This window comes from Streptomyces sp. NPDC032198, assembly GCF_040636975.1.
Lineage (GTDB): Bacteria > Actinomycetota > Actinomycetes > Streptomycetales > Streptomycetaceae > Streptomyces.
Genome location: NZ_JBEZVL010000006.1, coordinates 292,068 through 315,160, shown reverse-complemented (window position 1 = coordinate 315,160; position 23,093 = coordinate 292,068). Strand labels below are relative to the sequence as shown.

Genomic DNA, 23,093 nt, shown 5'->3' with positions numbered 1-23,093 from the left:
CCCGCAGGATGGGAAGTATGCCCAACCTCAAGGCGCGTGCCGCCGCCACCGTCGTCCTGCTGTCTGCGACCCTCGCGGCCTGCGGCGGTGACGACTCCAAGGACTCCGAGGACCTGTCGGCCCAGGAGCTCAGCTGGAAGGACTGCCCCGCACCCGCCGCCTCCGAAGGAGGGGGCGAGGCCCCGTCCCCGCTGCCCGGCGGCGCCGCATGGCAGTGCGCCACCATGAAGGCCCCCGTCGACTGGGGCAAGCCCAAGGGGGACACCCTCGACATCGCCCTGATCCGTGCCGGGACGAGCGGCGACAAGGACAAGAGGGTCGGCTCGCTCGTCTTCAACTTCGGTGGCCCCGGCGGCTCGGGCATCACCACGCTGCCCGCCTTCGGGGAGGACTACGCCAAGCTGCGCACCCGCTACGACCTGGTGAGCTTCGACCCGCGCGGCGTCGGCCGCAGCGCGGGCGTGCGGTGCGAGGACGACGAACAGCTCGACACGTACTTCCAGCAGGACGCCACACCCGACGACGGCGCCGAGCGGAAGAAGCTCGTCGAGAACGTGAAGGGCTTCAACGGAGCCTGCGAGAAGAACTCCGGCAAGGTGCTCCCCCACGTCCGCACCACCGACGCGGCCCGCGACATGGACCTGATGCGTCAGGTGCTCGGCGACGACAAGCTGCACTACTTCGGCATCTCGTACGGCACCGAACTCGGCGGCGTCTACGCCCATTTGTTCCCCAAGAAGGTGGGCCGTGCCGTCTTCGACGCGGTCGTCGACCCCACCGAGACGGCGGAGCAGGGCTCGCTCGGCCAGGCCGAGGGCTTCCAGCTCGCGCTCGACAACTACGCCAAGGACTGCACGTCCAAGGTCGAGGACTGCCCCGTCGGCGACACCGAGCAGGACGTCAAGGACAAGATCGCGAAGCTGCTCAAGGATCTGGACGCCAAGCCGCTGCCCGCCCTCGCCCCCCGCGACCTGACCCAGACCGCCGCCACCAACGGCATCGCGCAGGCGCTGTACTCCAAGGACTTCTGGCCGTATCTCACCGAGGGCCTCGACGAGGCGTACGACGGCGACGGCAAGATCCTGATGACGCTCTCCGACTCCATGAACGGCCGCAACCAGGACGGCACGTACAGCAACATCCAGGCGGCCAACATCTCCATCAACTGCGCGGACGACAAGGCGCGCTACACGCCGGACTACGTCGAGAAGAAGCTCTCCGGGTTCCGTGCGGCGTCGCCGCTGTTCGGCGACTATCTGGCGTGGGGCATGGTCGGCTGCACCGACTGGGCCGTGGACGGAGCCGCCGACCACCCGGACGTCAGCGCGCCCGGCGCGCCGCCCGTCGTCGTCATCGGCAACACCGGCGACCCGGCCACGCCGTACGAGGGCGCGAAGAAGATGGCGGACGCGCTCGGCAAGGACGTCGGCGTCGAGCTGACGTACAAGGGCCAGGGGCACGGGGCGTACGACAGCAAGAACAAGTGCGTGCGGAACGCGGTGAACGGCTATCTGCTGGACGGCACGGTGCCCAAGGAGGGCACGGTCTGCTCGTGAGGCGAGAGCGGACCGGCGGGCGGCCGGGCCCGCTCGGCCTCGTCGGCTCCCGCGGCCCGCCAGGGCCGTTGTCCGAGGTCCCGCCTACTATGGCTTGACTGTCTTCCGAGGGGGGAAGCGCTCCATGCCGCGTTTCGTACGGTCAGCAGCTCTGGCCGCCGCAGGAGTTCTGGTGGCGGGGCTCGCCGTCGGCTGCGGTGGTTCCGACGGGGGCGAGGACGACGCGAAGCCCGCGCCGACCAGCCCCGAGCAGTCACCGAAGCCCGACCCCTCCTCCACCCTGCCCGCCTCGCTCACCTCCCAGAAGCTCCACTGGGGCGCCTGCAAGGCGACCGGCAGCGACCCCGCGCCCGGCTCCGAGTGGCAGTGCTCGACCCTCAAGGTCCCGTTGGACTACGCGAAGCCGGACGGCGAGACCATCGGCCTCGCGCTGATCCGCGCCAGGTCCACCGGCGAGGGCAAGCGCATCGGCTCGCTCCTGTTCAACTTCGGCGGACCCGGCGGCTCCGGCGTCTCCATGCTGCCCTCGTTCGCGGACATGTACGACAAGCCGCGCGAGCGGTACGACCTGGTGAGCTTCGATCCGCGCGGAGTGGCCGGCAGCGAGGGCGTGCACTGCCGCAGCGACAAGGAGACGCAGGCCGCGGAGGCCGTCGACCTCACCCCGGACACCCCGGCCGAGGAAGCGGCGTACTTCAAGGACGCGGCCGATTTCGGCGCGGGCTGCGCCCGTGAGTCGGGCAAGCTCCTTGGCCATGTCTCGACGGTCGAGGCCGCCCGGGACATGGACGTGATGCGCCAGGTGCTCGGCGACGACAAGCTGCACTACATGGGCATCTCGTACGGCACCGAACTCGGCGGCACGTACGCCCACTTGTTCCCCAAGAAGGTGGGACGCCTCACCCTGGACGCGGTGGTCGACCCGAGCGCGGACTCGGTGGGCCACGCCAAGAACCAGGCACGCGGCTTCCAGCGTGCCCTGGAGAACTACCTGAAGTCCTCGGGCCAGGACCCCAAGGCGGGCTCGCAGAAGATAGTGCGCCTCCTGAAGCGCCTCGACGCCAAGCCCCTGCCCGGGACGGGCGACCGGAAGCTCACCCAGTCCCTGGCGCTCACCGGCATCACGGTCACCCTGTACAGCAGGGACAGCTGGCCCTCCCTGACCCGCGGCCTGGAGCAGGCCGAGAAGGGCGACGGCGCGGCGCTGCTGCAGCTGGCCGACCTCTACAACGAACGGGACGCGTCCGGGCGTTACAGCACGCAGAGCCACTCGCAGCGCGCGATCGGCTGCCGCGACGGCAAGGCACGGACGACGCCCGCGGAGGCGAAGGCGCAGCTGGCGGACTTCCGTGCGATATCGCCCGTCTTCGGCGAGTTCATGGGCTGGGACACGGCGGGCTGGTGCCACAAGTGGCCGGTGGCCGGGCTGCACGACTCCCCCGACGTGAGCGCTCCGGGCGCGCCGCCGGTCCTGGTCGTCGGCAACACCGGAGACCCGGCGACGCCCTACGAAGGCGCCCGCAAGATGGCCGACGAGCTGGGCAAGGGTGTCGGCGTCGAGCTGACCTGGAAGGGCGAGGGCCACGGCGCGTACGGCAGCGGCAGCAACTGCGTGGACGACACGGTCAATGACTACTTGCTGAACGGAAAGGCCCCGAAGGACGGCAAGGTCTGCGAGACCTGAGGGGTTCGGCCGACAGGTGGCATTTCAACCCGTCCGGCGTTGAGGACGAGCCGTCAAGGCGATGCGGTGAGGCCGTCCCAGAACGAGCCGCAGGCAAGATGGGCCCGCACCAAGAGGTGCGGGCCCATCTCCGTTCAGGCGCTACGCCTAGTAGATCGGCTTCTCGGGCTCGATCTGGTTGACCCAGCCGATCACGCCGCCGCCCACGTGCACCGCGTCGCTGAAGCCCGCGGACTTCAGTACGGCGAGGACCTCCGCGGACCGGACACCCGTCTTGCAGTGCAAGACGATCTTCTTGTCCTGCGGAAGGTTCTCCAGGGCGGTGCCCATGAGGAACTCGTTCTTCGGGATCAGCTTGGCGCCGGGGATCGAGACGATCTCGTACTCGTTCTGCTCGCGTACGTCGATGATCTCGATCTTCTCGTCCCCGTCGATCCACTCCTTGAGCTGCTTGGGAGTGATCGTCGAGCCGAGCGCCGCCTCCTGGGCCTCGTCCGACACGACGCCGCAGAAGGCCTCGTAGTCGATGAGCTCGGTGACGGTGGCGTTCGGGCCGCAGACCGCGCAGTCGGGGTCCTTGCGGACCTTGACCTGGCGGTACTGCATCTCCAGGGCGTCGTAGATCATCAGGCGGCCGACCAGCGGGTCTCCCACGCCGGCCAGGACCTTGATCGCCTCGGTGACCTGGATGGAGCCGATCGACGCGCAGAGCACGCCGAGCACGCCGCCCTCGGCGCAGGACGGGACCATGCCGGGGGGCGGGGGCTCCGGGTAGAGGCAGCGGTAGCACGGGCCGTGCTCGCTCCAGAAGACGGAGGCCTGGCCGTCGAAACGGTAGATCGAACCCCACACGTACGGCTTGTTGAGCAGCACGCAGGCGTCGTTGACCAGGTAGCGCGTGGCGAAGTTGTCCGTGCCGTCGACGATCAGGTCGTACTGGCTGAAGATGTCCATCACGTTCTCGGCCTCGAGCCGCTCTTCGTGGAGGATCACGTTCACGTACGGGTTGATGCCGAGGACCGAGTCCTTCGCCGACGCCGCCTTGGAGCGGCCGATGTCGGCCTGACTGTGAATGATCTGGCGCTGCAGGTTCGACTCGTCGACCTCGTCGAACTCCACGATGCCGAGGGTGCCGACACCTGCCGCGGCGAGGTACATCAGCGCCGGTGACCCGAGGCCGCCGGCGCCGACACACAGCACCTTGGCGTTCTTCAGCCGCTTCTGCCCGTCCATCCCGACGTCGGGGATGATCAGGTGGCGGGAGTACCTGCGAACCTCGTCGACGGTGAGCTCAGATGCTGGCTCGACCAGGGGTGGCAGCGACACGGGGACTCCGTTGGTCGGTATTTTCGGAACGGTGTTCTGCCTGTAACACTGCCACGCCCTTCTTCATTCCGAGACACCTGTTCCGATGCGCGAGACGATTTCGTCCCAGTACCCGGGCATGGACTCCCACGGGTCGTCCGCCCCCCGGCCGTCGACCCGGTCGGTGAAGTAGATCGTCGACGCGCCCTGCCAGCGTGCGATGCGCAGCGCCTCGTCGAGGTGACCGCGCGGCATGCCGTGCACGAAGTGGCAGAAGCGCTCGGGCGGATAGTCGGCGGTCCACTCGGCCACCTGCGACCAGCGGTAGTCGCTCCAGGGACCGGAGAAGGTCACCAACTGGTCGGCGGATTCGGCGTATCCGGGGTACGGATGGGTGCCGTGCCCCAGGACGATGTGCGCGTCGTCGCAGAGCGCGCGCAGCGTCGTGACCGTCCTGCGCACCTCCGGGAGCGCCGCGCGCTCCGTGGGGCAGCGGTCCAGCGAGAAGCCGTCGACCTGGTACCAGTCGAGGTAGCGGTGGGCGTCGGAGATGAGCTCCCCGAAGCTGCGGGCGCCGTACGTCACGTCGAGGTGACCGAGAACACGCACGCCCGCGTTCCGCAGCCGTCCTGCCGCCTCCAGGCAGTGCGGGTCGGGCCGGTCCCCCGGCCCCCTGCTCACATTCAGGACGACCCAGTGCAAAGGGGTACTGGGGCGGGTGAGTTCGGACCATTCGGCGGGCGCGACGAGGGGGTGCGCGAAGCCGGGGATGCCGAAGCCGAGTCGTACGTCGGTGTGTGCGGTGCCCGTGCCGGTCCTTGTCAGATGCGGCATGCCGCCTCCATCCAGATGTCGGCGAGTGATTCTTCGAGGTTGATCCGGGGGCGCCAGCCGAGCCGGTCGCGCGCGGTGCGCACGTCGGCCTGCTGCCAGCTGCCGCACCCGTCGGGATAGGGGTAGGCGGCCGGGCTCCCGTGGTCGGATTCGGTGCGGGGGTGCCCGATGGATTGCCGCAGGGCGCCTTGGTCGAGCTCGTGCAGGGCTCCGCCGTACCCGGCGACGCGCGCCAGGACGGCCGCCGCGTCCCGCAGCCGCACGGCACGGCCCGCGCCGATGTTCACGACTCCCTGGGCGGCGGAGAGCGAGGCGGCGTGCACGGCGCGCGCCACGTCGCGTACGTCGATGAAGTCCCGCTGGACACCGAGCCCCCCGAGCTTGAGCTCGCCGTCCCCGGCCTGCATGGCGCGCCGCATGGCCTCGGCGAGCCGCCCGAGCGGCGAGCCGGCCGGGGTGCCGGGTCCTGCGGGCGAGAACACCCGCAGGACGACGGCGTCGAGACCCGATCCGAGGACCAGTTCGGTGGCCGCGAGCTTGCTGACGCCGTACGGTCCGCCGGGCCTGGGCACGGCGTCCTCGGCGGTCGAGGACCCGGGCTGGCTCGGCCCGTACTCGGCGGCGCAGCCGAGCTGCACGAGCCGGGCCCCGCATCCGCTGCGGCGCAGGGCCTCGCAGATCGTGGCGACGGCGACGGTGTTGTGCCGGGTCAGCTCGCGGGCGCCGCCGCGGGTGGCGCCCGCGCAGTTGATGACGACGCCCGGGTGCACGGCGTCCAGGAAGCGGGTGAGCGCGCCGGGGCTGCCGCTCGCGAGGTCGAACCGTACGTCCGAGTCGTCGCCGCGGCCGAGCGCGGTGAGCTGCACCGCCGGGTCGGCGAGCAGCCGGTCGGCGACGAACCGGCCGAGGTATCCGTTGGCTCCGATCAGCAGCACCCTCATCGGGCGGCTCCCGGGTCGGACTCTCGGATGCTGGGGGTGCTCATCTGGCTTTCTCCTTCAGGGGGTTGCCGTAATTCACGGGGGAAGGCCCGCGGTGTCGGCCCCGCGGGAGAGAGAGTTTTCGCATCGGGCCGGGAGGGACCGGCGCGCATCTTCAGGACGCCCCGTCGCCATGCGCGGAGGCCCGGCTGAGCACCCGCAGCGAGTGGAGCAACAGCACACCGGCGGCCGCGCCGCACGCGACGACGGGCACGGCACCGGGCCCCCAGGCCCGGACCACCCCCTCGACGGGCGCCGCGAGCCATGCGCACCCGGGCAGGCGCCCCGCGAACACGGATGCGAGCGAGGCCGCCTCCACCGCACCCGCGGCGCCCAGCATCAGCAGGGGCGCCCGCATGAAGCCGTACGAGGAGAGCAGGCGGGCGAGGAGCAGCAGCGCGCCCAGCGCCCCGGCCCCGGCGGATGCCGGTACGCCATAGGCGGCCCCGGCCCCCACGAGGAGGACCCCGAGGGCGCACAGGTACAGCGCGACGCTGCCCAGCAGCAAGGGCCGTACGGCGGAGGTGAATTCAGCGAGCCCCCGGCTGAGCGCGAGCCGTCGCCGTGCTCCCACGGCGAACAGCCGCACGCACCACACGGCGGGCGCGACGGCGAGCGAGAGCCCCAGCGCCGCGGCGGTCGACGGCGCCCAGGGGCCGTCGGGCCCGCCCGAGACGGCGGCCCGCATCAGCCCGTCGCCGAAGAGGGCGTACGCGATGAGGAAGCACACCCACGCGCGCGTGGCCGGCACGACGTGGTGCGCGCAGCGCAGCGGCCCGCGCCGGAGGGCGAGCCGGAGCGCGACGGCCACGGCGAGGGCTCCGCCGATCCCCACCGCGTACCGCGCGTGCCCCTCGCTCAGCTCGATCCCCACGGCGGCGAGTGCGCAGGCCACGCCCGGGAGCAGGGCGAACAGCGCCCACCCGGCGGGCACTTCGGGGGCTCCGCGCGACGAAGTGCCCGTGGGGGCGCCGCGCTCTTCCTCGTCGCGGGGCACGCGCGCGTACATCTCCTCGGCGAGCGCGAACACGTCCCGGTGCCGGAACCGCGCGGCGGTCCTGTCGGTCACTCCGTGCGCCTCAAGGCCCGCGGCGATCTCCAGCGGGTCGACGGCGCGCTCGCACAGTTCGCGGTGCCGGTGCATCAGCGCCTTCACGGGGTCCACGGCACCGCGGCGCGCGGGCTTGGCGGGGACGGCCCCGCTCGCACTGCCCGCAGCCGCAACCACATCCGCACCCGCACTCCGCCAGGCCGTGGGCTCGCGCACCAGTGCCGCGTCGGCCACCAGTTCCTCGGACCGCTCGTCCCAGCCGCCGGGGCTCCCCGGCGCCTGGGGGGCGTCCACCTGCTGCTCCTTGCTCATACCCCCGCCCCCTTCAACCGCTCCGGACCGTCCGCCTCTTGCGCCCAGCGGGGCGCGCCGCCCGAGCCCGCGCCCGCGTCCGCGCCGCCCGCGCCGCCCGCGCCGCCCGCGGCGACCGCGGCGACCGCCCACCGGCCCGGCATGCGGGCCTCCGCCGGATTGCCGAACGGCACGGGCTCGCCCGCGTCGTCGAGCGCTTCCCTGCGCACCGGGCAGTGCGAGACGATCTCCAGGTAGATGGCGCGGAAGGCTTCGGTGTTCTGCTCCACGGTGAACAGTTCGAGCGCCCGCGCACGCGCCGCGGCGCCGAGCCGGTCGCGCCGCCCGGCGTCGCGCAGCAGCGCCACGCACGCCTCGGCGAGCGCCCTCGGATTGCGGGGCGGCACCACCAGGCCGGTGCCGCCGATGACCTCGACGACCGCGCCGACATCCGTGGACACCGTCGCGCGTCCGCAGAACATCGCCTCGACCAGGCTGATCGGGAAGCCCTCGACGACGCTCGACAGGACGACGACGCTGCCCGCGGCGTACGCGTCGGCGAGGTCGGGCACGTCGGGTGTGCCGATCTCCTCGAAGGACACGGGGTTGTCGCCGACGGCGTGTACGCCCTCCGCCTCGTCGGGGAAGAGCTGCGCGGCGAGCGCTCGGCAGTGCGCGAGGTACGCCGTCGCCTCCGCGCCTTCCGCGGGCGCCCCGACGATGCGCAGCCGCGCCTTCGGCTCCTCCTTGCGGATCTCCGCGAAGGCGTGGAGCAGGGAGATCAGGTCCTTGGCCGGTTCGATGCGGCCGACCCAGAGGAGCGTGTCGGGGTCGCCCGGGTCCTCACGCTCGCCGACCTCCGCGAAGCGGGACGCCTCCATGCCGGGGTAGACCGTGCGCAGCTTCGCCCGCTCGGCCCCGCACCGCTCCTGCCAGCGGCGGGCGTGCGTGTTGCCGGGGGTGATGATCGTGGCCTTGCCGTACACCTCGGCGGCGAGCCTGCCGTGGAAGGAGGTGAGCAGCGCGCGCGCCGGCGCGCTCAGTGCCTCGTCGCCGGTCGCGAGGTAGTGCGCCCGCAGTTGCACGCCGTACTCGGTGACCAGGAGCGGCACTCCGGAGAAGTGCTGGGCGAGGAGGCCGGGGATCGCCGCCGGGCCGCCGGACGTGGCGTGGCACAGGTCGACCGCGCCGAGGCCGTCGTCGCCGTACCAGTCGAGGGAGAGCGGTCGCAGGGCGCGCTCCAGGAGGCCCGCCACGACGAGCAGGTCGGACACTCGTGCGGTGCGCGCGGCGCGGAGTGCGCCCGGCGCGCGGCACGCGCCCTCCAGGGCGCGCACGGCCGCTTCGGAGCGCAGTGCGGCGACGAGGCCGCCCTGGTCCCTGGCGAGTTCGGCGAGGCCGTAGAGCGCACTGCCGAAACGGTCCGCCAACGCGTCGGCGTCGCCGGATTCCCTCGCGGCGCCCGCCGCGGACGCCGCTCCGGAGTCGCACACCACCGCGGCCAGTTCGCCGAAGCACTCGGCGAAGCGCCGCCGCGCCCGCCGTCCGTACCCGGCCCCGAAGGCCACGCCGTCGTCGTCGGCCGTCCACAGGGGCGCCGTCCGTACGCGGTTCACCTGGGGCGGCAGCTCGATCCAGCCCTGCGCCTCCTGCCGCGCGCTGCGGCTGAGGGCGTAGATGTCGAATTCGTGCTGCCCGAGCCCGCGTACGAGCCGGTCGCACCAGAGCCTGGCGTCACCGCTCACATACGGATAGCCACCCTCCGTAAGCAGTCCGATGCGCACGCGCACACCCCCGATCTCCCATGTGGAGAGCCGCCGTTGGACCGGCGGCTCGCAGCGGGACGAACGTATGCGGACATGCCGGTGGCGTGATGGACGGTTGTCCATCACGCCACCAAAAGGGGTGAACGGCAGTAACTTTCCCGCGCCGGTAGCGTTCTGTCGCGCTATGGCGGCGAGAGAGCGCTCTTCCGCTACGGAGCGTTAAGCTGCGGCCAGCTCCCTGCGGGCCGTGCGGCGCCGCGCCGCGGCCTCCGGGTCGAGTGCGGGCACGGCCGCCAACAGCTGCTGGGTGTACGCCTGTTGCGGCGCCCCGTACACCTCGTCGACGGTTCCGTGCTCGACGATCCGCCCCTGCCGCATCACCGCGATCCGGTCGCTGACCTGGCGTACCACCGCGAGGTCGTGGGCGATGAAGACGAGGGCGAGTCCGTGCTCCCGCTGGAGTTCGGCGAGCAGCCCGGTCACCTGCGCCTGCGTCGTCACGTCGAGCGCCGAGACCGGCTCGTCGCACACGATGACCCGGGGCTCGGCGGCGAGAGCACGCGCGATCCCGACGCGCTGCCGCTGGCCGCCGCTGAACTCGTGCGGATAGCGCCCGTAGTACGCCGGATCGAGCCCGACGCGCTCCATGAGGTCCCGCACGCGTGCGCGCACGACGGAATCGTCCCTCCCCCACTCTCGGCTCCGCTCGAGCGGGGGGACCCCCATGCCCCGTGCGCGCAGCGGATCGGCGATGGACTCCCCGATGCTGCGGCGCGGGTTGAGCGAGGAGACGGGGTCCTGGAACACCATCTGCACGCCGGCCCGTACACCGCCACCCGGCGTCCTCTCACCCCCGTGCCGGATCTCCCCGGCCGAAGGGTCGAGCAGCCCCACGAGCATCCGCCCGAGGGTCGTCTTGCCGCTGCCGCTCTCCCCCACGATCCCGAGCGTCTCGCCCCGGCGGACCGTGAGCGAGACGCCGTCCACCGCGGCGAAGGCACGCTTGCCGCGGCCGAACTCCTTGCGCAGGTCCACCGCTTCGAGGACGACGTCACCCTCTGCGGGCGCCGACACCTCCCGCGGCGCGTCCACCCGCGGCACCGCCCCGAGCAGCTCCCGCGTATACGTGTCCGCGGGCGCCCCGAGCACCTCCCGCACCGGCCCTCGCTCGACGGCCCGCCCGTACCGCATGACCAGGACGTCGTCGACGCTCTCCGCCGCGACGCCCACGTCATGGGTGACCAGGAGCAGCCCCATCCCCGTCTCGGCCCGCAGCACGTGCAGCAGGTCGAGGATCTGGGCCTGCACGGTGACGTCCAGGGCGGTCGTCGGCTCGTCGGCGATCAGGAGCTCGGGCTCGCAGGCGAGGGCCATGGCGATGAGCGCGCGCTGCCGCATGCCACCGCTGAACTCGTGCGGCCTTGACCGCGCCCTGCGTGCGGCGTCCGGGATGCCCACCCGGTCGAGTACGTCGACGGCACGCGCGCGTGCCGCCCTGCGCGAGGCTCCGGTGTGCACGCGGTACACCTCGGCGATCTGGTCGCCCACCGCGTAGTACGGGTCCAGGGACGACAGCGGGTCCTGGAAGACCATCGCCGCCTTCCCGCCCCGCAGCCGCCGCAGCTCGTCACCGGACGCCTTCTGTACGTCGATGCCGCCGACGAGGACCTCACCGCCGACGCCCGCGCCGGTGCCCCGGTGGAGCCCGAGCAGCGCGGACGCCACCGTGCTCTTGCCGGACCCCGACTCGCCGACGATGCCGAGCGCGGCGCCCTTCTCCAGCGTGAAGGAGAGCCGGTCGACGGCGCGCGTGTCCCCGAAGTCGACCACCAGGTCGGTCACTTGGACGAGGCTCATGACAGGACCACCCTTCGGTCGGCCACCGCGTACAGGACGTCCGCGACGGCGTTGGCGAGCACCACGAAGAAGCCGGTCACCAGGACCATGCCGACCACGACCGGCAGATCGACGACCTTGACCGCGTGCACGAGTTCACGCCCCATGCCGGGCAGCCCGAAGAGCGTCTCGCTGAGCACCGCGCCGCCGAACATCGACCCGAAGTCGTTGGCGCTGAGCGCGATGACCGGCGCGACCGCGCCCCGCAGGGCGTGCTTGCCGATGATCGAGCGCTCCCCGACGCCGTACGCGCGAAACGTGCGTACGTGGTCGTCGGCGAGGGTCTCCAGCATCGAGGAGCGGGTGAGGCGCGCGTACTTGGCGGCCTCGATCAGGGCGAGGGAGAGCCAGGGCAGCAGCAGGTTCCACGCCCACTGCTGCGGGTCGTCGGTGAACGGCACGTACTGCGGGAAGGGCAGCCAGTTGAGCTGGCCGCAGACCACGATCATCAGCAGCAGGCCGATGACGAAGACGGGCGTGGCCGTGCCCGCGAGCGTGACGGCCGTCAGGACCCGCTCGGTGACGCGCCCGCGCCGCCAGGCGGAGAGCACCCCGGTGCCGACCCCGAGGATCAGCCACATCACCATGGCGCCGAGCGCGAGCGACCCGGTGACCGGCAGCTTCGCCAGGATCAGCTGGGTGACCTGCTGGTCGCTCTGGTAGGAGAGCCCGAGGCAGGGGGCGTCGCAGTGCTCGACGCCGGTACCCGTCGAGTAGTCCTGGCCGACGAAGATGCCCTGCAGGAAGTTCCAGTAGCGGACGTACACCGGGTCGTCGAGCCGCAGATGCTCGCTCACCTGGGCCACTTGAGCCGGTGAGCAGCGCGGCCCGCAGGTGATCTGGGCGACGTCGCCGGGAGCGACGTAGAAGACCGCGTAGATGATCACGGAGATGGCGAGCAGCGTGACGAGGGCGCCCACCGAGCGCCTCAGGAAGAAACCCGGGAAGCCGGTCATGCCTTGCCCTCCCGCTTCCGCCCGGTCCCGATGCTCAGCCGCGACGCGGCCCGTGGATCGAGCGCGGTCCGCACGCCGTCACCGAGGACGGTCAGCGCGAGGACGGTCACGAACAGTGCCCCGGCGGGCAGCAGTAGGTACTGCGGCGCGGCCTGGTACCAGATGTCGGCCGCGGTGAGCATCTGTCCCCAGGACGCGGTCGGCGGTTTGACGCCGACGCCGAGGAAGGAGAGCGCGGCCTCCACCGTGATGTTCATGGGGACGAGCAGCGCCGCGTAGGTGATGACGGGGGCGGCGAGTCCCGGCAGGAGTTCGCGACGCGCGATGCGCCAGGTGCTCCAGCCGCTGAGCCGGGCGGCGGCCACGTAATCGAGCTCCTTGAGGGTGATGGTCTGCGCGCGCACGATCTTGGCCGTGCCGCCCCAGGCGATGAGCCCGATGACCAGGGCGACCAGGACGGGGCGCGGGAAGCCGCTGGGCACGATCGCCATCAGGGCGAGCGAGAGGACCATCAGCGGCATGGCGACGATGACGTCGGTGGCGCGGCTGAGCACCTGGTCCACCAGGCGGTTGCCGAGCCCGGCGGCGATACCGACGCCGACGCCGAGCACCACCTGTACGACCGTCGCGGCGAGCGCGACACCGAGGGAGACCCGCGCGCCGTACACGAGCCGGGCGAACAGGTCGCGCCCGGTCTGCGGTTCGACGCCCAGCCAGTGCTCGGCGCTGATCCCGCCGAACGAGCCGATGGGCACGCCGCCACGGCCGGAGTCGATGAGGTCGGGGTGGTACGTGCTGGGGTCCTGGCCCTCGATGGCGGTGAGCAGCGGCGCGGCGAGCGCGACCAGGACGAGAAGCGCGACGACGGACGCCGCGACGAGGGCGGCACGCTGCGTGCGCAGCCGCCGCCAGAACTGACGGGCACCGGAAGCCGGGGCGGGCGCCGTGACGCCCGTCCCCGCTCCCGAGGCCAACAGGGCCTCGCTCATGGTGATGTGACCGGTAATCCTTACTTGACCGCGACCTGGGAGACGTCGAGGACGCCCGTCCAGTCGCTGATCACGATGTTCTTGACGTCCTTGCCGTAGAGCCGCTTGTAGACCGGGTGGAAGAGCGGCACGGTCAGGGCCTGCTCGCCGATCTTCTTGTCGAGGGCGCCCCAGCGCTTGGCCGCCGCGTCGAGGTCGGTGAGCTTGTTGATCTCGTCGATCTCGTCGTTGACGGCCTTGTCGTCCAGGAAGCCGGTGTTGAAGTTGGCGCCGTCCTTCACGATCTGCCGTCCGTCGAAGATCGGGGCGAGGAAGGGGCCGCCGGAGGGCCAGTCGGCACCCCAGTGGGCGAGGAAGAGACCCGGCTCGGACTTGGCGCTGTGCACCTTGTCCTTGTAGTCGTTGTCCTCAAGGCCCTCCAGCTTGACCTTGATCCCGGCCTTCTTCAGGGCGTCCTGGATCGCGGTCGCGATCTCCGGGCTCGTCTCGAAGTCCTTGGCGTTGGAGTGGGTCAGCGTGATGGTGAGCCCGTCCTTGTGACCGGCCTCCTTCAGGAGCTCCCTGGCCTTCTTCGCGTTGCCGGACTTGCCTGCCGGGAAGTGGTCGTACTTCGTGTATCCGAAGGACTTCTGGTTCGGCAGGTACGTAGTGGCGGGCTCGGCGAGCGACGAGCCGCCTGCCGCGTTGACCACGGAGGAGCGGTCGACGGCGTACGAGATGGCCTGGCGCACCTTCGGGTCGTCGAAGGGCTTCACCTTCGGGTTGAAGGCGAGGTAGTTCGTGTATCCGAAGTGCCCGGTGCCGACGCGCGAGGCCAGTGCCTTGTCGCCGGTGACCTTGGCGAGTTCGGCGGGGCCGAGGTTGGTGTCGGTGGTCACGGCGGCGGCGTCCGCGCCCTGACCGGCCGAGAGCCGCTGGTTGATGACGGAGGAGTTGAGGCCGGACCGCACGTCGATCTTGTCCGGGTAGGCCTTGCGCTCCGGGTCGGTCTTCGCCGACCAGTGCGGGTTGCGCTCCAGGGTGAGGCGCTCGCCGTCGTTCTCGTTCTTCACGACCTTGTACGGGCCCGAGGAGACCGGGTGCTCCTCGTACTTCGTGCCCTTGTCCTTACTCTTGGGGACGGGCGTGAACTGCGTCTGCGTCGCCAGATAGGGGAATTCGCCCTCGGGCTTGTTCAGCCGGAAGACGATGGTCCGCTCGTCGGGCGTCTCGATCGACTTCAGCCCCTTGCCGCTCTTGTCCTTGTAGGGCCCGGCGTACTTGTCGCCGCCGATCAGCCAGTCCCGCAAATAGGGCGCGCCACCGGAGAGTTCACCGGCGAAGGAGCGCTCGATGCCGTACTTGATGTCGGCGGAGGTGATCGGCGAACCGTCCTCGTACTTGAGCCCCTTCTTCAGGGTGTACGTCCATACCGTGGCGTTCTTGCTCGACTTGCCGAGGTCCGTGGCGAGGTCCGGCACGACCTCCGAGCCCTTGGCGCCGTCCTCGCGGTTGCGGGTGGTCAGGGTGCGGAAGACGAGCGAGGGAACGTTGCCGCCGCCGGAGGTGTAGAGCCGCGCCGGGTCGAAGTCGACCTGCGGCTCGCTGTTGAGGACGGTGAGCGTGCCGCCCTTGGCGGGCTTGCCGTCGGCGCCGCCGCCCCCGGCGTCGTTGTCCTCGGGGCCCGCGCAGGCGGCGGCGCCCGCTGCCAGGACGAGGCTGACGGATGCCGCTGCCACGCGGCGGGCTATGACGGACGGTTGGCGCATGGGAAAGGGGCCTCTCGGGGAATCAAGCAGGGGACAGCAGGAAATGAGCAGAGCTCGCCCCGGGGTCGCCGAAAGAGGTCAGGACCACAGAAAGGTCATGCGAAAGCGACGCACGCGCCAGGGGCGGGCGTCAGCAACAGTGAATGTCGGACACGCAGAGCGCGGTCACGCCGAAGAGCGCCAGCTCAAGGGCGGCGCGCGAGGAGGCGTGACGAGGCGACATGCGGAGAAATATGTACGAACTTTCGACGGATGTCAAAGCTGTCGACTCATAAAAGACCACATGCCGAGCAGATCCGTCTCAACTCTTGGGAAACGCCCAGGGGTTGGCCTTGCACTTGATTCCGTCGTGGTCGAGGAACTTCGTCTGCTGCTGCATGACGGGCGCGAGCTCGCCGTCCTTCGTGCAGTCCGTGTGGTTGAAGCCGAGCCGGTGACCGACCTCGTGGTTGATCAGCATCTGCCGGTACGGGTGGATGCGGTCGCCGTAGGTCTTGGCGCCCTGCGCCCAGCGATAGGCGTTGATCATCACGCGGTCCGTGGCGGCGGAGTCACAGGAGACGTTCTGCGCCATGGTGTCGAGCCCGGACTTCGCGCACCACTTCGCGGTCGTCCCGGGGCTCGCGAGCGTGATGACGAAATCGGGCTTCCCCGAAGAGATCCGCTCGAAGGTCCTGCCGTCCTTGTGCGCCCAGCTCCGGTCGTCGTTCAGGGTCTTCTGCACGGCCGACGCGAACAGCTCGCCGTCCAAGCCCATGCCCTTCTCGACGTCGACGCGGTAGCGGAACAACTGCCCCTTGCCCGGCGCCTTGTCGAACCCAGCCATGGCGTCGAAGTCGCCGGACGCCGTGAGCTTGGCGTCGAGCGGGTACTTCTTCGCCATCTTCGTCTCGTACGTCGCCGGGGCGGACTCGGGGGGCGTGGGCCGGTCGTCCGAGCGGGACGCGTCCTCGCCCGCGGCGCGGCCGTCCTGGCCCTTCGCGGCCTGGGTCCTGGGAGCGGCGGAGTCCTTCGGCCCGCCGGTCACCTGGCCGGCCACCACGACCGCGAGGACGGTGGTGACAGCGGCGGCGGCGATCCCGGTGAAGGTGCGGCCCTTGCCACCCCCCTTGCCCTCCTTGGCGTCGCCGTCCGCGGGGGCTCCGGGGCCGCCGTCGGCTCCATCCGCTCCGTCGGCCGCGTCGGCCCAGAGCTCTCCCTGCGCTTCCTCTTCCTCGTCGACCGAGCGGTCCCAGTCGGTGACGGAGGCGTACGGGTCGCGGGGCGGGGGCGTCCGCAGGGGCGGGCCCCCGGTCGCCCTGGGCGCCGGACCGGTCACCGTGGGCGTGGCGCCGGTCGCGCCGCCCCCGAAGAGGTCCTCCTCCGCGAACTCGTCGCCGAACGCGTCCACATACTCGCGGCGTGGCCCCGGCACGCGGGGCGGCGCGGTCCGCGCTCCCGGCGTCCCGTAGGCGGCACCCAGCCGCGGCCCGGCACCCCACGCCCCGCCCGGCTCACGCTGCTCGGGATGCCCGCCACGGACGTGCGGCGAGCCGTGCGGCGGGGTGGCCTGGGGCATGCCGTGCGGCGGGGTGGCCTGCGGAACCCCATGCGGAGGAGTGGCCTGCGGGAAGCCGTGCGCGGGCGTGCCGGGGTCCCCGGGGGCTCGTCTGCGGCGTCCCGTGCCGGGGGCCGGCGGACGTGTGCCCTGCGGTGCCGGTACGTCGTCGGTGTCTGTGTTGCCCGCGCTGCCCGTGTTGTCTGCGAGGTCGGCCGAACCCCGGCGGCTATGACGTCCCACTCGCCGCCTCAGCTCCCCGCGCCCGCATGACCGGATGCACTCAACTCGCCCGTGTCCGCGAGCAGTTCGCGGAATGCCGTGGCCACCGTATCCGGATACTCCATCATCGCCACATGCCCCGCGTCCGGCAGGGTGAGCAACCGTGAGTCACGGAACGCGGCAGCGGCCTTCTGAGCCATTCGGTACGAGACGAGCAGGTCCTTTCCTCCATAGATGAGCAGGGTCGGCGCGAGCACCCGCTCCGCCTGACGCCACAGTCCGTGCTGCCCGCCCAGTGTGTACGCGTTCACGATGCCGCGCGCCGAGCGTGCCATCGCGTCCCACATGTACGGAAGGGCGAGCCTGCGCTCCATCTCCCGCACCGCGGCGCTGTAGCCCTCCGGCGAGACCCGGCCCGGGTCCCCGTAACAGAGTGCCATGACGCCGCTGACCCGCTGCTCCGCGGTCCAGTCCTTGGTGAGCCTGGTGAACAGGCCCGCGACGCCGGGCACCGCGAGGAGCCCGGTCGGCAGTGCCGTGCGCTGCACCCGGAGTTCAGGGAGCGCGGGCGAGATCAGCGTGAGGGTGCGGACCAGGTCGGGGCGGACGGCGGCGACGCGGGTGGTCACCGCGCCGCCCAGCGAGTTCGCGATCAGATGCACGGGCCCGTGTTCACGCGTGTCCAGATAACGGATCACGGCACGCGCATGCCCGGTGACCGAGTAGTCACCGTCGTCCGGCGGCGGCGAGTCGCCGAATCCCGGCAGATCCACCGCCGCGCAGTCCACGACGTCCTCGAGCAGCGGCATCAGGCCCGACCAGTTCTGCGAGGACCCGCCGAGCCCGTGCACGTACAAGGCGGGCGGCAGCCCCGCACGCACCGACGGCCTGGAACGCACCGAAAGCGTGAGCCCGGGAAGGGTGACCGAGTCGAGCCGCTCGCCCGCCGCGACGCCGACGGCACCCGGCTTGGGCGCGACGGAGGCGGCGATCACGTTCGGCAGCTCGGTCGAAGACATGCGGGCAATGTTACGAGACGATCACGCGGTGGTTCATGTGTTCGCCGTCACAGATCCGGCCGATGTCACCCGGAGATCGCGTAGCGCCCGGATCGGCAAGCTCCTAGGCTCATAAGTGAGGGCGAACAGGGCACTCGCACCACTAGTCCTCCAGGGAAGAGAGCCACGATGACCGTCGACCCGTCCGACCCCGAGACCTTCGAGGCCGAGGAAACCGCCGACACCAGCACCGAAGCGCCCGAGGCCGATACCGCGGAGCAGCAGACCGAACTCACACCTCGCGAGGACGACTCCTTGCAGGACCTGAACACGGACGCGGCGAACGAGGCGGACCTGGCCGAACAGGCCCGCGTCGTCAGTCTCGACGAAGACGACTATCGCTGAGCTGCCCGTGTTTGCCCTGCTACGCACGGCTTTCACGGTCATCCAGTCCGTGAAATTCTCCGCTCGTACCGCGCACATCACGGTTACCGAAAAGTACGATGGCCGCGCGGCGCACACCGCACATTCACGATCATGGGAGGCGGCGTGACAGCCATCGAGCAGACAGAGGCAGCGCGCCCGCGGGGCACACGCCTGCCGCGTCGTGCCCGACGCAATCAGTTGCTGGGCGCGGCGCAGGAGGTCTTCGTCGCGCAGGGTTACCACGCGGCGGCGATGGACGACATCGCCGAGCGGGCCGGAGTCAGCAAGCCGGTGCTCTACCAGCACTTTCCCGGCAAGCTCGACCTGTATCTCGCGCTGCTCGACCAGCACTGCGAATCACTCCTGCAGTCCGTCCGTACGGCGCTCGCGTCCACCTCGGACAACAAACTGCGCGTCGCGGCCACGATGGACGCGTACTTCGCGTACGTGGAGGACGAGGGCGGCGCGTTCCGCCTCGTCTTCGAGTCGGACCTGACGAACGAGGCCGCGGTCCGCCAACGTGTGGACCGGGTCACCCTCCAGTGCGCGGAAGCGATCTGCGAGGTCATCGCCGAGGACACGGGCCTGCCCCGTGACGAGGCGATGCTGCTGGCGGTGGGCCTCGGCGGCTACTCCCAGGTGGTCGCCCGGTACTGGCTCGCCAGCGGCAGCACGGTCCCGCGCGACAAGGCCGTGGAGCTGCTGACGTCCCTGGCCTGGCGCGGTATCGCGGGCTTCCCGCTGCACGGCCTGGAAGGCCACTGACACCGATCGGGGACGCCGCTTTCCCGTTCCCGCATTCTGTTCCCGATCTCTGTTCGCTACTGGCGTGCAGCGGCGGAAGCATGCGCATCGCCTCACCGGGCTAATGTGTGCTGAGTACGGCGCGGACACCGCGCACATCACTGACCGTCGGAGGGACAAAGCCGTGGAGGTCAAGATCGGCGTGCAGTACGCGCCCCGCGAGATCGTGCTGGAGAGCGGCCAGAGCGCCGAGGAAGTCGAGCACGCGGTGTCCGAGGCGCTGACCGGCAAGTCGCCGCTGCTGAGCCTCGTGGACGACCACGGCCGCAAGGTCCTGGTTCCGGCCGACCGCCTCGCGTACGTCGAGCTCGGCGAGCCGACCGCACGCAAGGTGGGCTTCAGCGCCCTGTAGTTCAAGGACGCCGCACGTAGGACGAAGAACGAGAACGGCCCGGTGGTCACAACCACCGGGCCGTTCTCGTGCGTTGACGCGCCCCTCGCGGGAAGGCTCTGGAGGATTGCATTCCGGCCGCCACGGGTAAGACCGGCTACGACCGTTTTGCACCTGGCCGCGAGGGAGGGAACACCCCTGTGATTCTGGAAGCGCTCGGCTCCGCACTGCTCGGTTTCGCCCTGGCATGGGCGGCGGCCCACCGACTGCCCCACCGACTGCCCGCACGCAACCTGGTCCTGTCGACCGGGGCCGCCGGCGCCGTGATCGGTTCCTTCGTCACGCACATGGCCCTGGGAGCCGGCCACGCCCCCGGCACCATCATCGGCGCGGTGGCCGTAGCAGCAGCCCTGCTCTCACTCCTGCTCCGCCCCAACAGGAGCCACCTACGCCGTCGCTCAGCGACGGCGTAGCGGGCGGGAACGACGCGCCAAGCCACGGGGCCCTTAGGGGCGCGAGGAACCGCGCGACAAGCCCCAACGCACCCGCAAGGGACCTCGGCACACCCGCCCCTCCAAGGGGCGCGGGGAACGGCGCGCGCAACCCCAACCCACCCGCAGGAGAACCCAGCACACCAGCCTCCCAAGGGGCGCGGGGAACTGCGCGACAAGCCCCAACGCACCCGCAGCAGACCCGACGCATCAGGCCCCCAGGGAAACGCGGCAAGCCACAGCGCACCCGCAGGTGAATCCAGCCCCCGGAGCCCCAGCGACTACGCCGCCAAGCCCAGCGCAGCCATCCGCTTCGTGTGAGCCTCGGTGATCCGCGAGAACATCCGCCCGACCTCGGCCAGGTCGAAGCCATCGGCCACGCCCCCGACCAGCATGGTCGACAACGCGTCCCGGTCGGCAACGACCCGCTGCGACTGCGAGAGCGCCTCGCCCATCAGCCGCCGCGCCCACAGCGCGAGCCGCCCGCCCACCCGCGGGTCCGCGTCGATCGCGGCGCGCACCTTCTCCACCGCGAAGCTCGCGTGCCCCGTGTCGTCGAGGACGCCGAGGACGAGACGACGGGTGTCCCCGTCGAGCCGCGCCGCGACCTCGCGGTAGAAGTCACTGGCGATCGAGTCACCCACGTACGCCTTGACCAGGCCTTCGAGCCAGTCGGAGGGCGCCGTCTGCCGGTGGAAGCCGTCCAGGGCGGCCACGAAGGGCTCCATGGCGTCGGTGGCGTCCGCGCCGATCGCCGAGAGCCGGTCCCGAAGCTGCTCGAAGTGGTGGAACTCGGCCGACGCCATCTTCGCCAGCTCCGCCTTGTCGCCGAGCGTCGGCGCCAGCTTCGCGTCCTCCGCGAGCCGCTCGAACGCCGCGAGCTCTCCATAGGCGAGCGCTCCGAGCAGGTCGACCACCGCGGCGCGGTAGTGCGGGTCGGCGGCGGCGGTCGTCCAGTCCTGGGCGGCGATTCCCTTGGGTTCGGCAGGTGTGTCAGCGGCGGTGTCAGGCGTCTCCATAAACCGCACAATAGCCCGCTCGCAGCAACGTGTAAGGGCCTGGTCAGTGACTGTGACGACGACTACGTGACCAATTCGCCAGACACGGCTGCGAGATTCCGGGGTACAGTGGTAATGCGCCTGCCGAATATTCGACGGGCCGTACGAATGAGGATGCCCGGTCGGAGGCCCGATCGGCTCCGACCCGACAGCCCTCCAGGCAGTACGCACAGTGCGTACGGCATGAGGAGGGAACCTCAGCGGTACGAGCGCTCGAGCGCAGGCAGTGGTCCCGCGCCCCCGGCCCCGCCCCCCAAGCAGCCGGCGGTAGTGGCACGGTCACGACCCCCAGCGTTCGCCTCGGACTGCGTCTCACAGAAGAGGCAATGCCCTGACTACGACTTTCCGCGATCTCGGAATTCTCCCCGAGACGGCCGAGGCCCTTGAGGCCGTCGGCATCATCAGCCCTTTCCCCATCCAAGAGATGACGCTCCCCGTTGCCCTCTCCGGCAGCGACGTCATCGGCCAGGCCAAGACCGGCACCGGCAAGACGCTCGGCTTCGGACTCCCGATCCTGGAGCGCGTCACCGTCCCCGCGGACGTCGAGGCGGGCCGGGCCAAGCCCGAGCAGCTGACCGACGCCCCGCAGGCGCTCATCGTCGTCCCCACCCGTGAGCTGTGCCAGCAGGTCACGAACGACCTGCTGACCGCCGGCAAGGCGCGCAACGTCCGCGTCCTCGCCATATACGGCGGCCGGGCGTACGAGCCGCAGGTCGAGGCCCTCAAGAAGGGCATCGACATCGTCGTCGGCACGCCGGGGCGTCTGCTCGACCTCGCGGGCCAGAAGAAGCTCAACCTCAAGCACATCAAGTGCCTGGTCCTCGACGAGGCCGACGAGATGCTCGACCTGGGCTTCCTGCCGGACGTCGAGCGCATCATCAACATGCTTCCGGCCAAGCGCCAGACGATGCTCTTCTCGGCGACCATGCCGGGCGCGGTCATCGGCCTGGCCCGCCGCTACATGTCGCAGCCCACGCACATCCGCGCCACCGCGCCGGACGACGAGGGCCAGACCGTCGCGAACACGAAGCAGCACGTGTACCGCGCGCACAACATGGACAAGCCCGAGATGGTCTCGCGCATCCTGCAGGCCGACGGCCGCGGACTCGCGATGATCTTCTGCCGTACGAAGCGGACCGCCGCGGACATCGCCGAGCAGCTAGAGAAGCGCGGCTTCGCCTCCGGCGCGGTGCACGGCGACCTCGGCCAGGGCGCCCGCGAGCAGGCGCTGCGTGCCTTCCGCAACGGCAAGGTGGACGTGCTCGTCTGCACGGACGTCGCCGCACGCGGCATCGACGTCGGCGGCGTGACGCACGTCATCAACTACCAGTCCCCCGAGGACGAGAAGACCTACCTGCACCGCATCGGCCGCACCGGCCGCGCGGGGGCCAAGGGCATCGCGATCACGCTGGTCGACTGGGACGACATCCCGCGCTGGCAGCTGATCAACAAGGCTCTTGACCTGGGCCTCAGCGACCCGGTCGAGACGTACTCCAGCTCGCCTCACCTGTACGAGGAGCTGAGCATCCCGGTGGGCACGAAGGGTGTGCTGCCGCGTGGGGAGCGGACCCGTGCCGGCCTGCGCGCCGAGGAGGTCGAAGACCTCGGCGAGACGGGCGGCAAGGGTGGCTCGCGCGGGCGGGACCGCGATCGTGGCGGCCGTGACGGTGGTCGTGACGGCGGCCGTGACCGTGACCGTGGGCGCGCTGCCGAGCCGGAGCGCGAGCCGCGTGAGGCGCGTACGCCGCGTCGTCGTCGCCGCACCCGGTCGGGTACGCCGCTGGAGACTCCGGCGGTGGCAGTGGCCGAGGCCACCGCACCGTCCGCCGCAGCCGTGGCTGTGGCCGCCCCGGAGCCCGAACTGACGGAGCCGCGCACGCCGCGCCGCCGCCGCCGGACGCGGACCGGTGCCGAGGCCGCGGAAGCCGTGGTCGAAACGGTCGAGGCCGTGGAGCCGACGCCCCCGGCGGAGCCCGCGGAAACGAAGCCGCGCCGCAGGACCCGCAAGGCGGCCGAGCCCGTGGTCGAGACGGTGGAGGCCGAGGCCCCCGCCACGAAGCCGCGCCGCCGCACCCGCAAGGCAGCGGAGACGGTCGTCGACACGGTCGAGGCCGTCGAGACGGCCGAACCGGCAGAGCCCGCGGAAGCGAAGCCCCGCCGCAGGACCCGC

Annotated in this window: 20 protein-coding genes; 7 read left to right on the top strand and 13 right to left on the bottom strand. The window is 71.1% G+C overall.

Going from position 1 to position 23,093, the window contains the following annotated elements; all coding sequences use genetic code 11:
• The first annotated feature begins 17 nt into the window (after positions 1–17).
• Positions 18–1,556, top strand: a complete 1,539-nt coding sequence (locus tag AB0E78_RS18160; RefSeq protein ID WP_361833332.1) for an alpha/beta hydrolase — start codon at positions 18–20, stop codon at positions 1,554–1,556.
• Positions 1,557–1,680: 124 nt separating this feature from the next.
• A complete protein-coding gene (locus AB0E78_RS18155) occupies positions 1,681–3,240 on the top strand; it encodes an alpha/beta hydrolase (protein WP_361833330.1) in 1,560 nt (519 codons plus the stop codon).
• A 147-nt stretch (positions 3,241–3,387) separates the two neighbouring features.
• On the opposite strand, the gene moeZ is transcribed toward AB0E78_RS18155, so the two are convergent.
• The 12 genes from moeZ to AB0E78_RS18095 form a co-directional block, all read right to left on the bottom strand.
• A complete protein-coding gene (gene moeZ, locus AB0E78_RS18150) occupies positions 3,388–4,566 on the bottom strand; it encodes an adenylyltransferase/sulfurtransferase MoeZ (RefSeq protein ID WP_361833328.1) in 1,179 nt (392 codons plus the stop codon).
• 63 nt (positions 4,567–4,629) lie between these two features.
• Positions 4,630–5,379 (bottom strand): spherulation-specific family 4 protein, encoded by a 750-nt coding sequence (locus AB0E78_RS18145; RefSeq protein WP_361833326.1) that lies wholly within the window; start codon positions 5,377–5,379, stop codon positions 4,630–4,632.
• A complete protein-coding gene (locus tag AB0E78_RS18140) occupies positions 5,367–6,320 on the bottom strand; it encodes an NAD-dependent epimerase/dehydratase family protein (RefSeq protein ID WP_361833324.1) in 954 nt (317 codons plus the stop codon). The genes AB0E78_RS18145 and AB0E78_RS18140 overlap by 13 nt, the downstream gene beginning before the upstream one ends.
• A 154-nt stretch (positions 6,321–6,474) precedes the next feature.
• Positions 6,475–7,722, bottom strand: coding sequence for a hypothetical protein (locus AB0E78_RS18135; protein WP_361833322.1), 1,248 nt, complete (start codon positions 7,720–7,722; stop codon positions 6,475–6,477).
• Positions 7,719–9,485 (bottom strand): DUF3492 domain-containing protein, encoded by a 1,767-nt coding sequence (locus tag AB0E78_RS18130; protein WP_361833320.1) that lies wholly within the window; start codon positions 9,483–9,485, stop codon positions 7,719–7,721. Before AB0E78_RS18130 ends, AB0E78_RS18135 begins: the two co-directional genes overlap by 4 nt.
• A gap of 201 nt (positions 9,486–9,686) precedes the next feature.
• Positions 9,687–11,324, bottom strand: a complete 1,638-nt coding sequence (locus tag AB0E78_RS18125) for an ABC transporter ATP-binding protein (RefSeq protein ID WP_361833318.1) — start codon at positions 11,322–11,324, stop codon at positions 9,687–9,689.
• Positions 11,321–12,319, bottom strand: coding sequence for an ABC transporter permease (locus AB0E78_RS18120; RefSeq protein WP_361833316.1), 999 nt, complete (start codon positions 12,317–12,319; stop codon positions 11,321–11,323). Before AB0E78_RS18120 ends, AB0E78_RS18125 begins: the two co-directional genes overlap by 4 nt.
• Positions 12,316–13,308 carry an ABC transporter permease gene (locus tag AB0E78_RS18115; protein WP_361833314.1) on the bottom strand — a complete coding sequence of 331 codons (993 nt, stop codon included), beginning with the start codon at positions 13,306–13,308 and terminating at the stop codon, positions 12,316–12,318. The genes AB0E78_RS18120 and AB0E78_RS18115 overlap by 4 nt, the downstream gene beginning before the upstream one ends.
• A 20-nt stretch (positions 13,309–13,328) precedes the next feature.
• Positions 13,329–15,056 (bottom strand): ABC transporter substrate-binding protein, encoded by a 1,728-nt coding sequence (locus AB0E78_RS18110; protein WP_361833312.1) that lies wholly within the window; start codon positions 15,054–15,056, stop codon positions 13,329–13,331.
• A gap of 130 nt (positions 15,057–15,186) precedes the next feature.
• On the bottom strand, positions 15,187–15,279 hold the full coding sequence (locus tag AB0E78_RS18105; protein WP_344520500.1) for an Ms4533A family Cys-rich leader peptide: 93 nt from the start codon (positions 15,277–15,279) through the stop codon (positions 15,187–15,189).
• Between the two features lie 78 nt (positions 15,280–15,357).
• Positions 15,358–16,836: a DUF3152 domain-containing protein gene (locus tag AB0E78_RS18100; protein ID WP_361833310.1), complete on the bottom strand. Its 1,479-nt coding sequence runs from the start codon at positions 16,834–16,836 to the stop codon at positions 15,358–15,360.
• Positions 16,837–16,844: 8 nt separating this feature from the next.
• The gene (locus AB0E78_RS18095; protein WP_361833308.1) at positions 16,845–17,834 is read right to left on the bottom strand and encodes an alpha/beta hydrolase; all 990 of its coding nucleotides are present in this window, start codon (positions 17,832–17,834) and stop codon (positions 16,845–16,847) included.
• A gap of 168 nt (positions 17,835–18,002) precedes the next feature.
• On the opposite strand from AB0E78_RS18095, the gene AB0E78_RS18090 reads away from it, so the two are divergent.
• The 4 genes from AB0E78_RS18090 to AB0E78_RS18075 all read left to right on the top strand — a co-directional run bounded on the left by AB0E78_RS18090 (position 18,003) and on the right by AB0E78_RS18075 (position 19,847).
• Positions 18,003–18,218 carry a hypothetical protein gene (locus tag AB0E78_RS18090; protein WP_361833306.1) on the top strand — a complete coding sequence of 72 codons (216 nt, stop codon included), beginning with the start codon at positions 18,003–18,005 and terminating at the stop codon, positions 18,216–18,218.
• 144 nt (positions 18,219–18,362) lie between these two features.
• Positions 18,363–19,004, top strand: a complete 642-nt coding sequence (locus AB0E78_RS18085) for a TetR/AcrR family transcriptional regulator (protein WP_361833304.1) — start codon at positions 18,363–18,365, stop codon at positions 19,002–19,004.
• A 163-nt stretch (positions 19,005–19,167) separates the two neighbouring features.
• Positions 19,168–19,395: a DUF3107 domain-containing protein gene (locus AB0E78_RS18080; protein ID WP_055565193.1), complete on the top strand. Its 228-nt coding sequence runs from the start codon at positions 19,168–19,170 to the stop codon at positions 19,393–19,395.
• Positions 19,396–19,574: 179 nt separating this feature from the next.
• Complete coding sequence (locus tag AB0E78_RS18075; RefSeq protein ID WP_361833302.1) at positions 19,575–19,847, top strand: hypothetical protein; 273 nt, start codon at positions 19,575–19,577, stop codon at positions 19,845–19,847.
• Positions 19,848–20,146: 299 nt separating this feature from the next.
• On the opposite strand, the gene AB0E78_RS18070 is transcribed toward AB0E78_RS18075, so the two are convergent.
• Positions 20,147–20,884 (bottom strand): ferritin-like fold-containing protein, encoded by a 738-nt coding sequence (locus AB0E78_RS18070; RefSeq protein WP_361833300.1) that lies wholly within the window; start codon positions 20,882–20,884, stop codon positions 20,147–20,149.
• A 463-nt stretch (positions 20,885–21,347) separates the two neighbouring features.
• Between AB0E78_RS18070 and AB0E78_RS18065 the strand changes: the two genes are divergently transcribed.
• A partial coding sequence (locus tag AB0E78_RS18065; protein ID WP_361833298.1) for a DEAD/DEAH box helicase occupies positions 21,348–23,093 on the top strand: 1,746 nt, incomplete at its 3' end.

Excerpts from the sequence above, each read along its gene's own strand:
- AB0E78_RS18160 (WP_361833332.1), top strand. The coding sequence starts at position 18 with ATGCCCAACCTCAAGGCGCGTGCCGCCGCCACCGTCGTCCTGCTGTCT.
- AB0E78_RS18155 (WP_361833330.1), top strand. The coding sequence starts at position 1,681 with ATGCCGCGTTTCGTACGGTCAGCAGCTCTGGCCGCCGCAGGAGTTCTG.
- AB0E78_RS18145 (WP_361833326.1), bottom strand. The coding sequence starts at position 5,379 with ATGCCGCATCTGACAAGGACCGGCACGGGCACCGCACACACCGACGTA.
- AB0E78_RS18140 (WP_361833324.1), bottom strand. The coding sequence starts at position 6,320 with ATGAGGGTGCTGCTGATCGGAGCCAACGGATACCTCGGCCGGTTCGTC.
- AB0E78_RS18135 (WP_361833322.1), bottom strand. The coding sequence starts at position 7,722 with ATGAGCAAGGAGCAGCAGGTGGACGCCCCCCAGGCGCCGGGGAGCCCC.
- AB0E78_RS18125 (WP_361833318.1), bottom strand. The coding sequence starts at position 11,324 with ATGAGCCTCGTCCAAGTGACCGACCTGGTGGTCGACTTCGGGGACACG.
- AB0E78_RS18120 (WP_361833316.1), bottom strand. The coding sequence starts at position 12,319 with ATGACCGGCTTCCCGGGTTTCTTCCTGAGGCGCTCGGTGGGCGCCCTC.
- AB0E78_RS18115 (WP_361833314.1), bottom strand. The coding sequence starts at position 13,308 with ATGAGCGAGGCCCTGTTGGCCTCGGGAGCGGGGACGGGCGTCACGGCG.
- AB0E78_RS18110 (WP_361833312.1), bottom strand. The coding sequence starts at position 15,056 with ATGCGCCAACCGTCCGTCATAGCCCGCCGCGTGGCAGCGGCATCCGTC.
- AB0E78_RS18105 (WP_344520500.1), bottom strand. The coding sequence starts at position 15,279 with ATGTCGCCTCGTCACGCCTCCTCGCGCGCCGCCCTTGAGCTGGCGCTC.
- AB0E78_RS18095 (WP_361833308.1), bottom strand. The coding sequence starts at position 17,834 with ATGTCTTCGACCGAGCTGCCGAACGTGATCGCCGCCTCCGTCGCGCCC.
- AB0E78_RS18090 (WP_361833306.1), top strand. The coding sequence starts at position 18,003 with ATGACCGTCGACCCGTCCGACCCCGAGACCTTCGAGGCCGAGGAAACC.
- AB0E78_RS18070 (WP_361833300.1), bottom strand. The coding sequence starts at position 20,884 with ATGGAGACGCCTGACACCGCCGCTGACACACCTGCCGAACCCAAGGGA.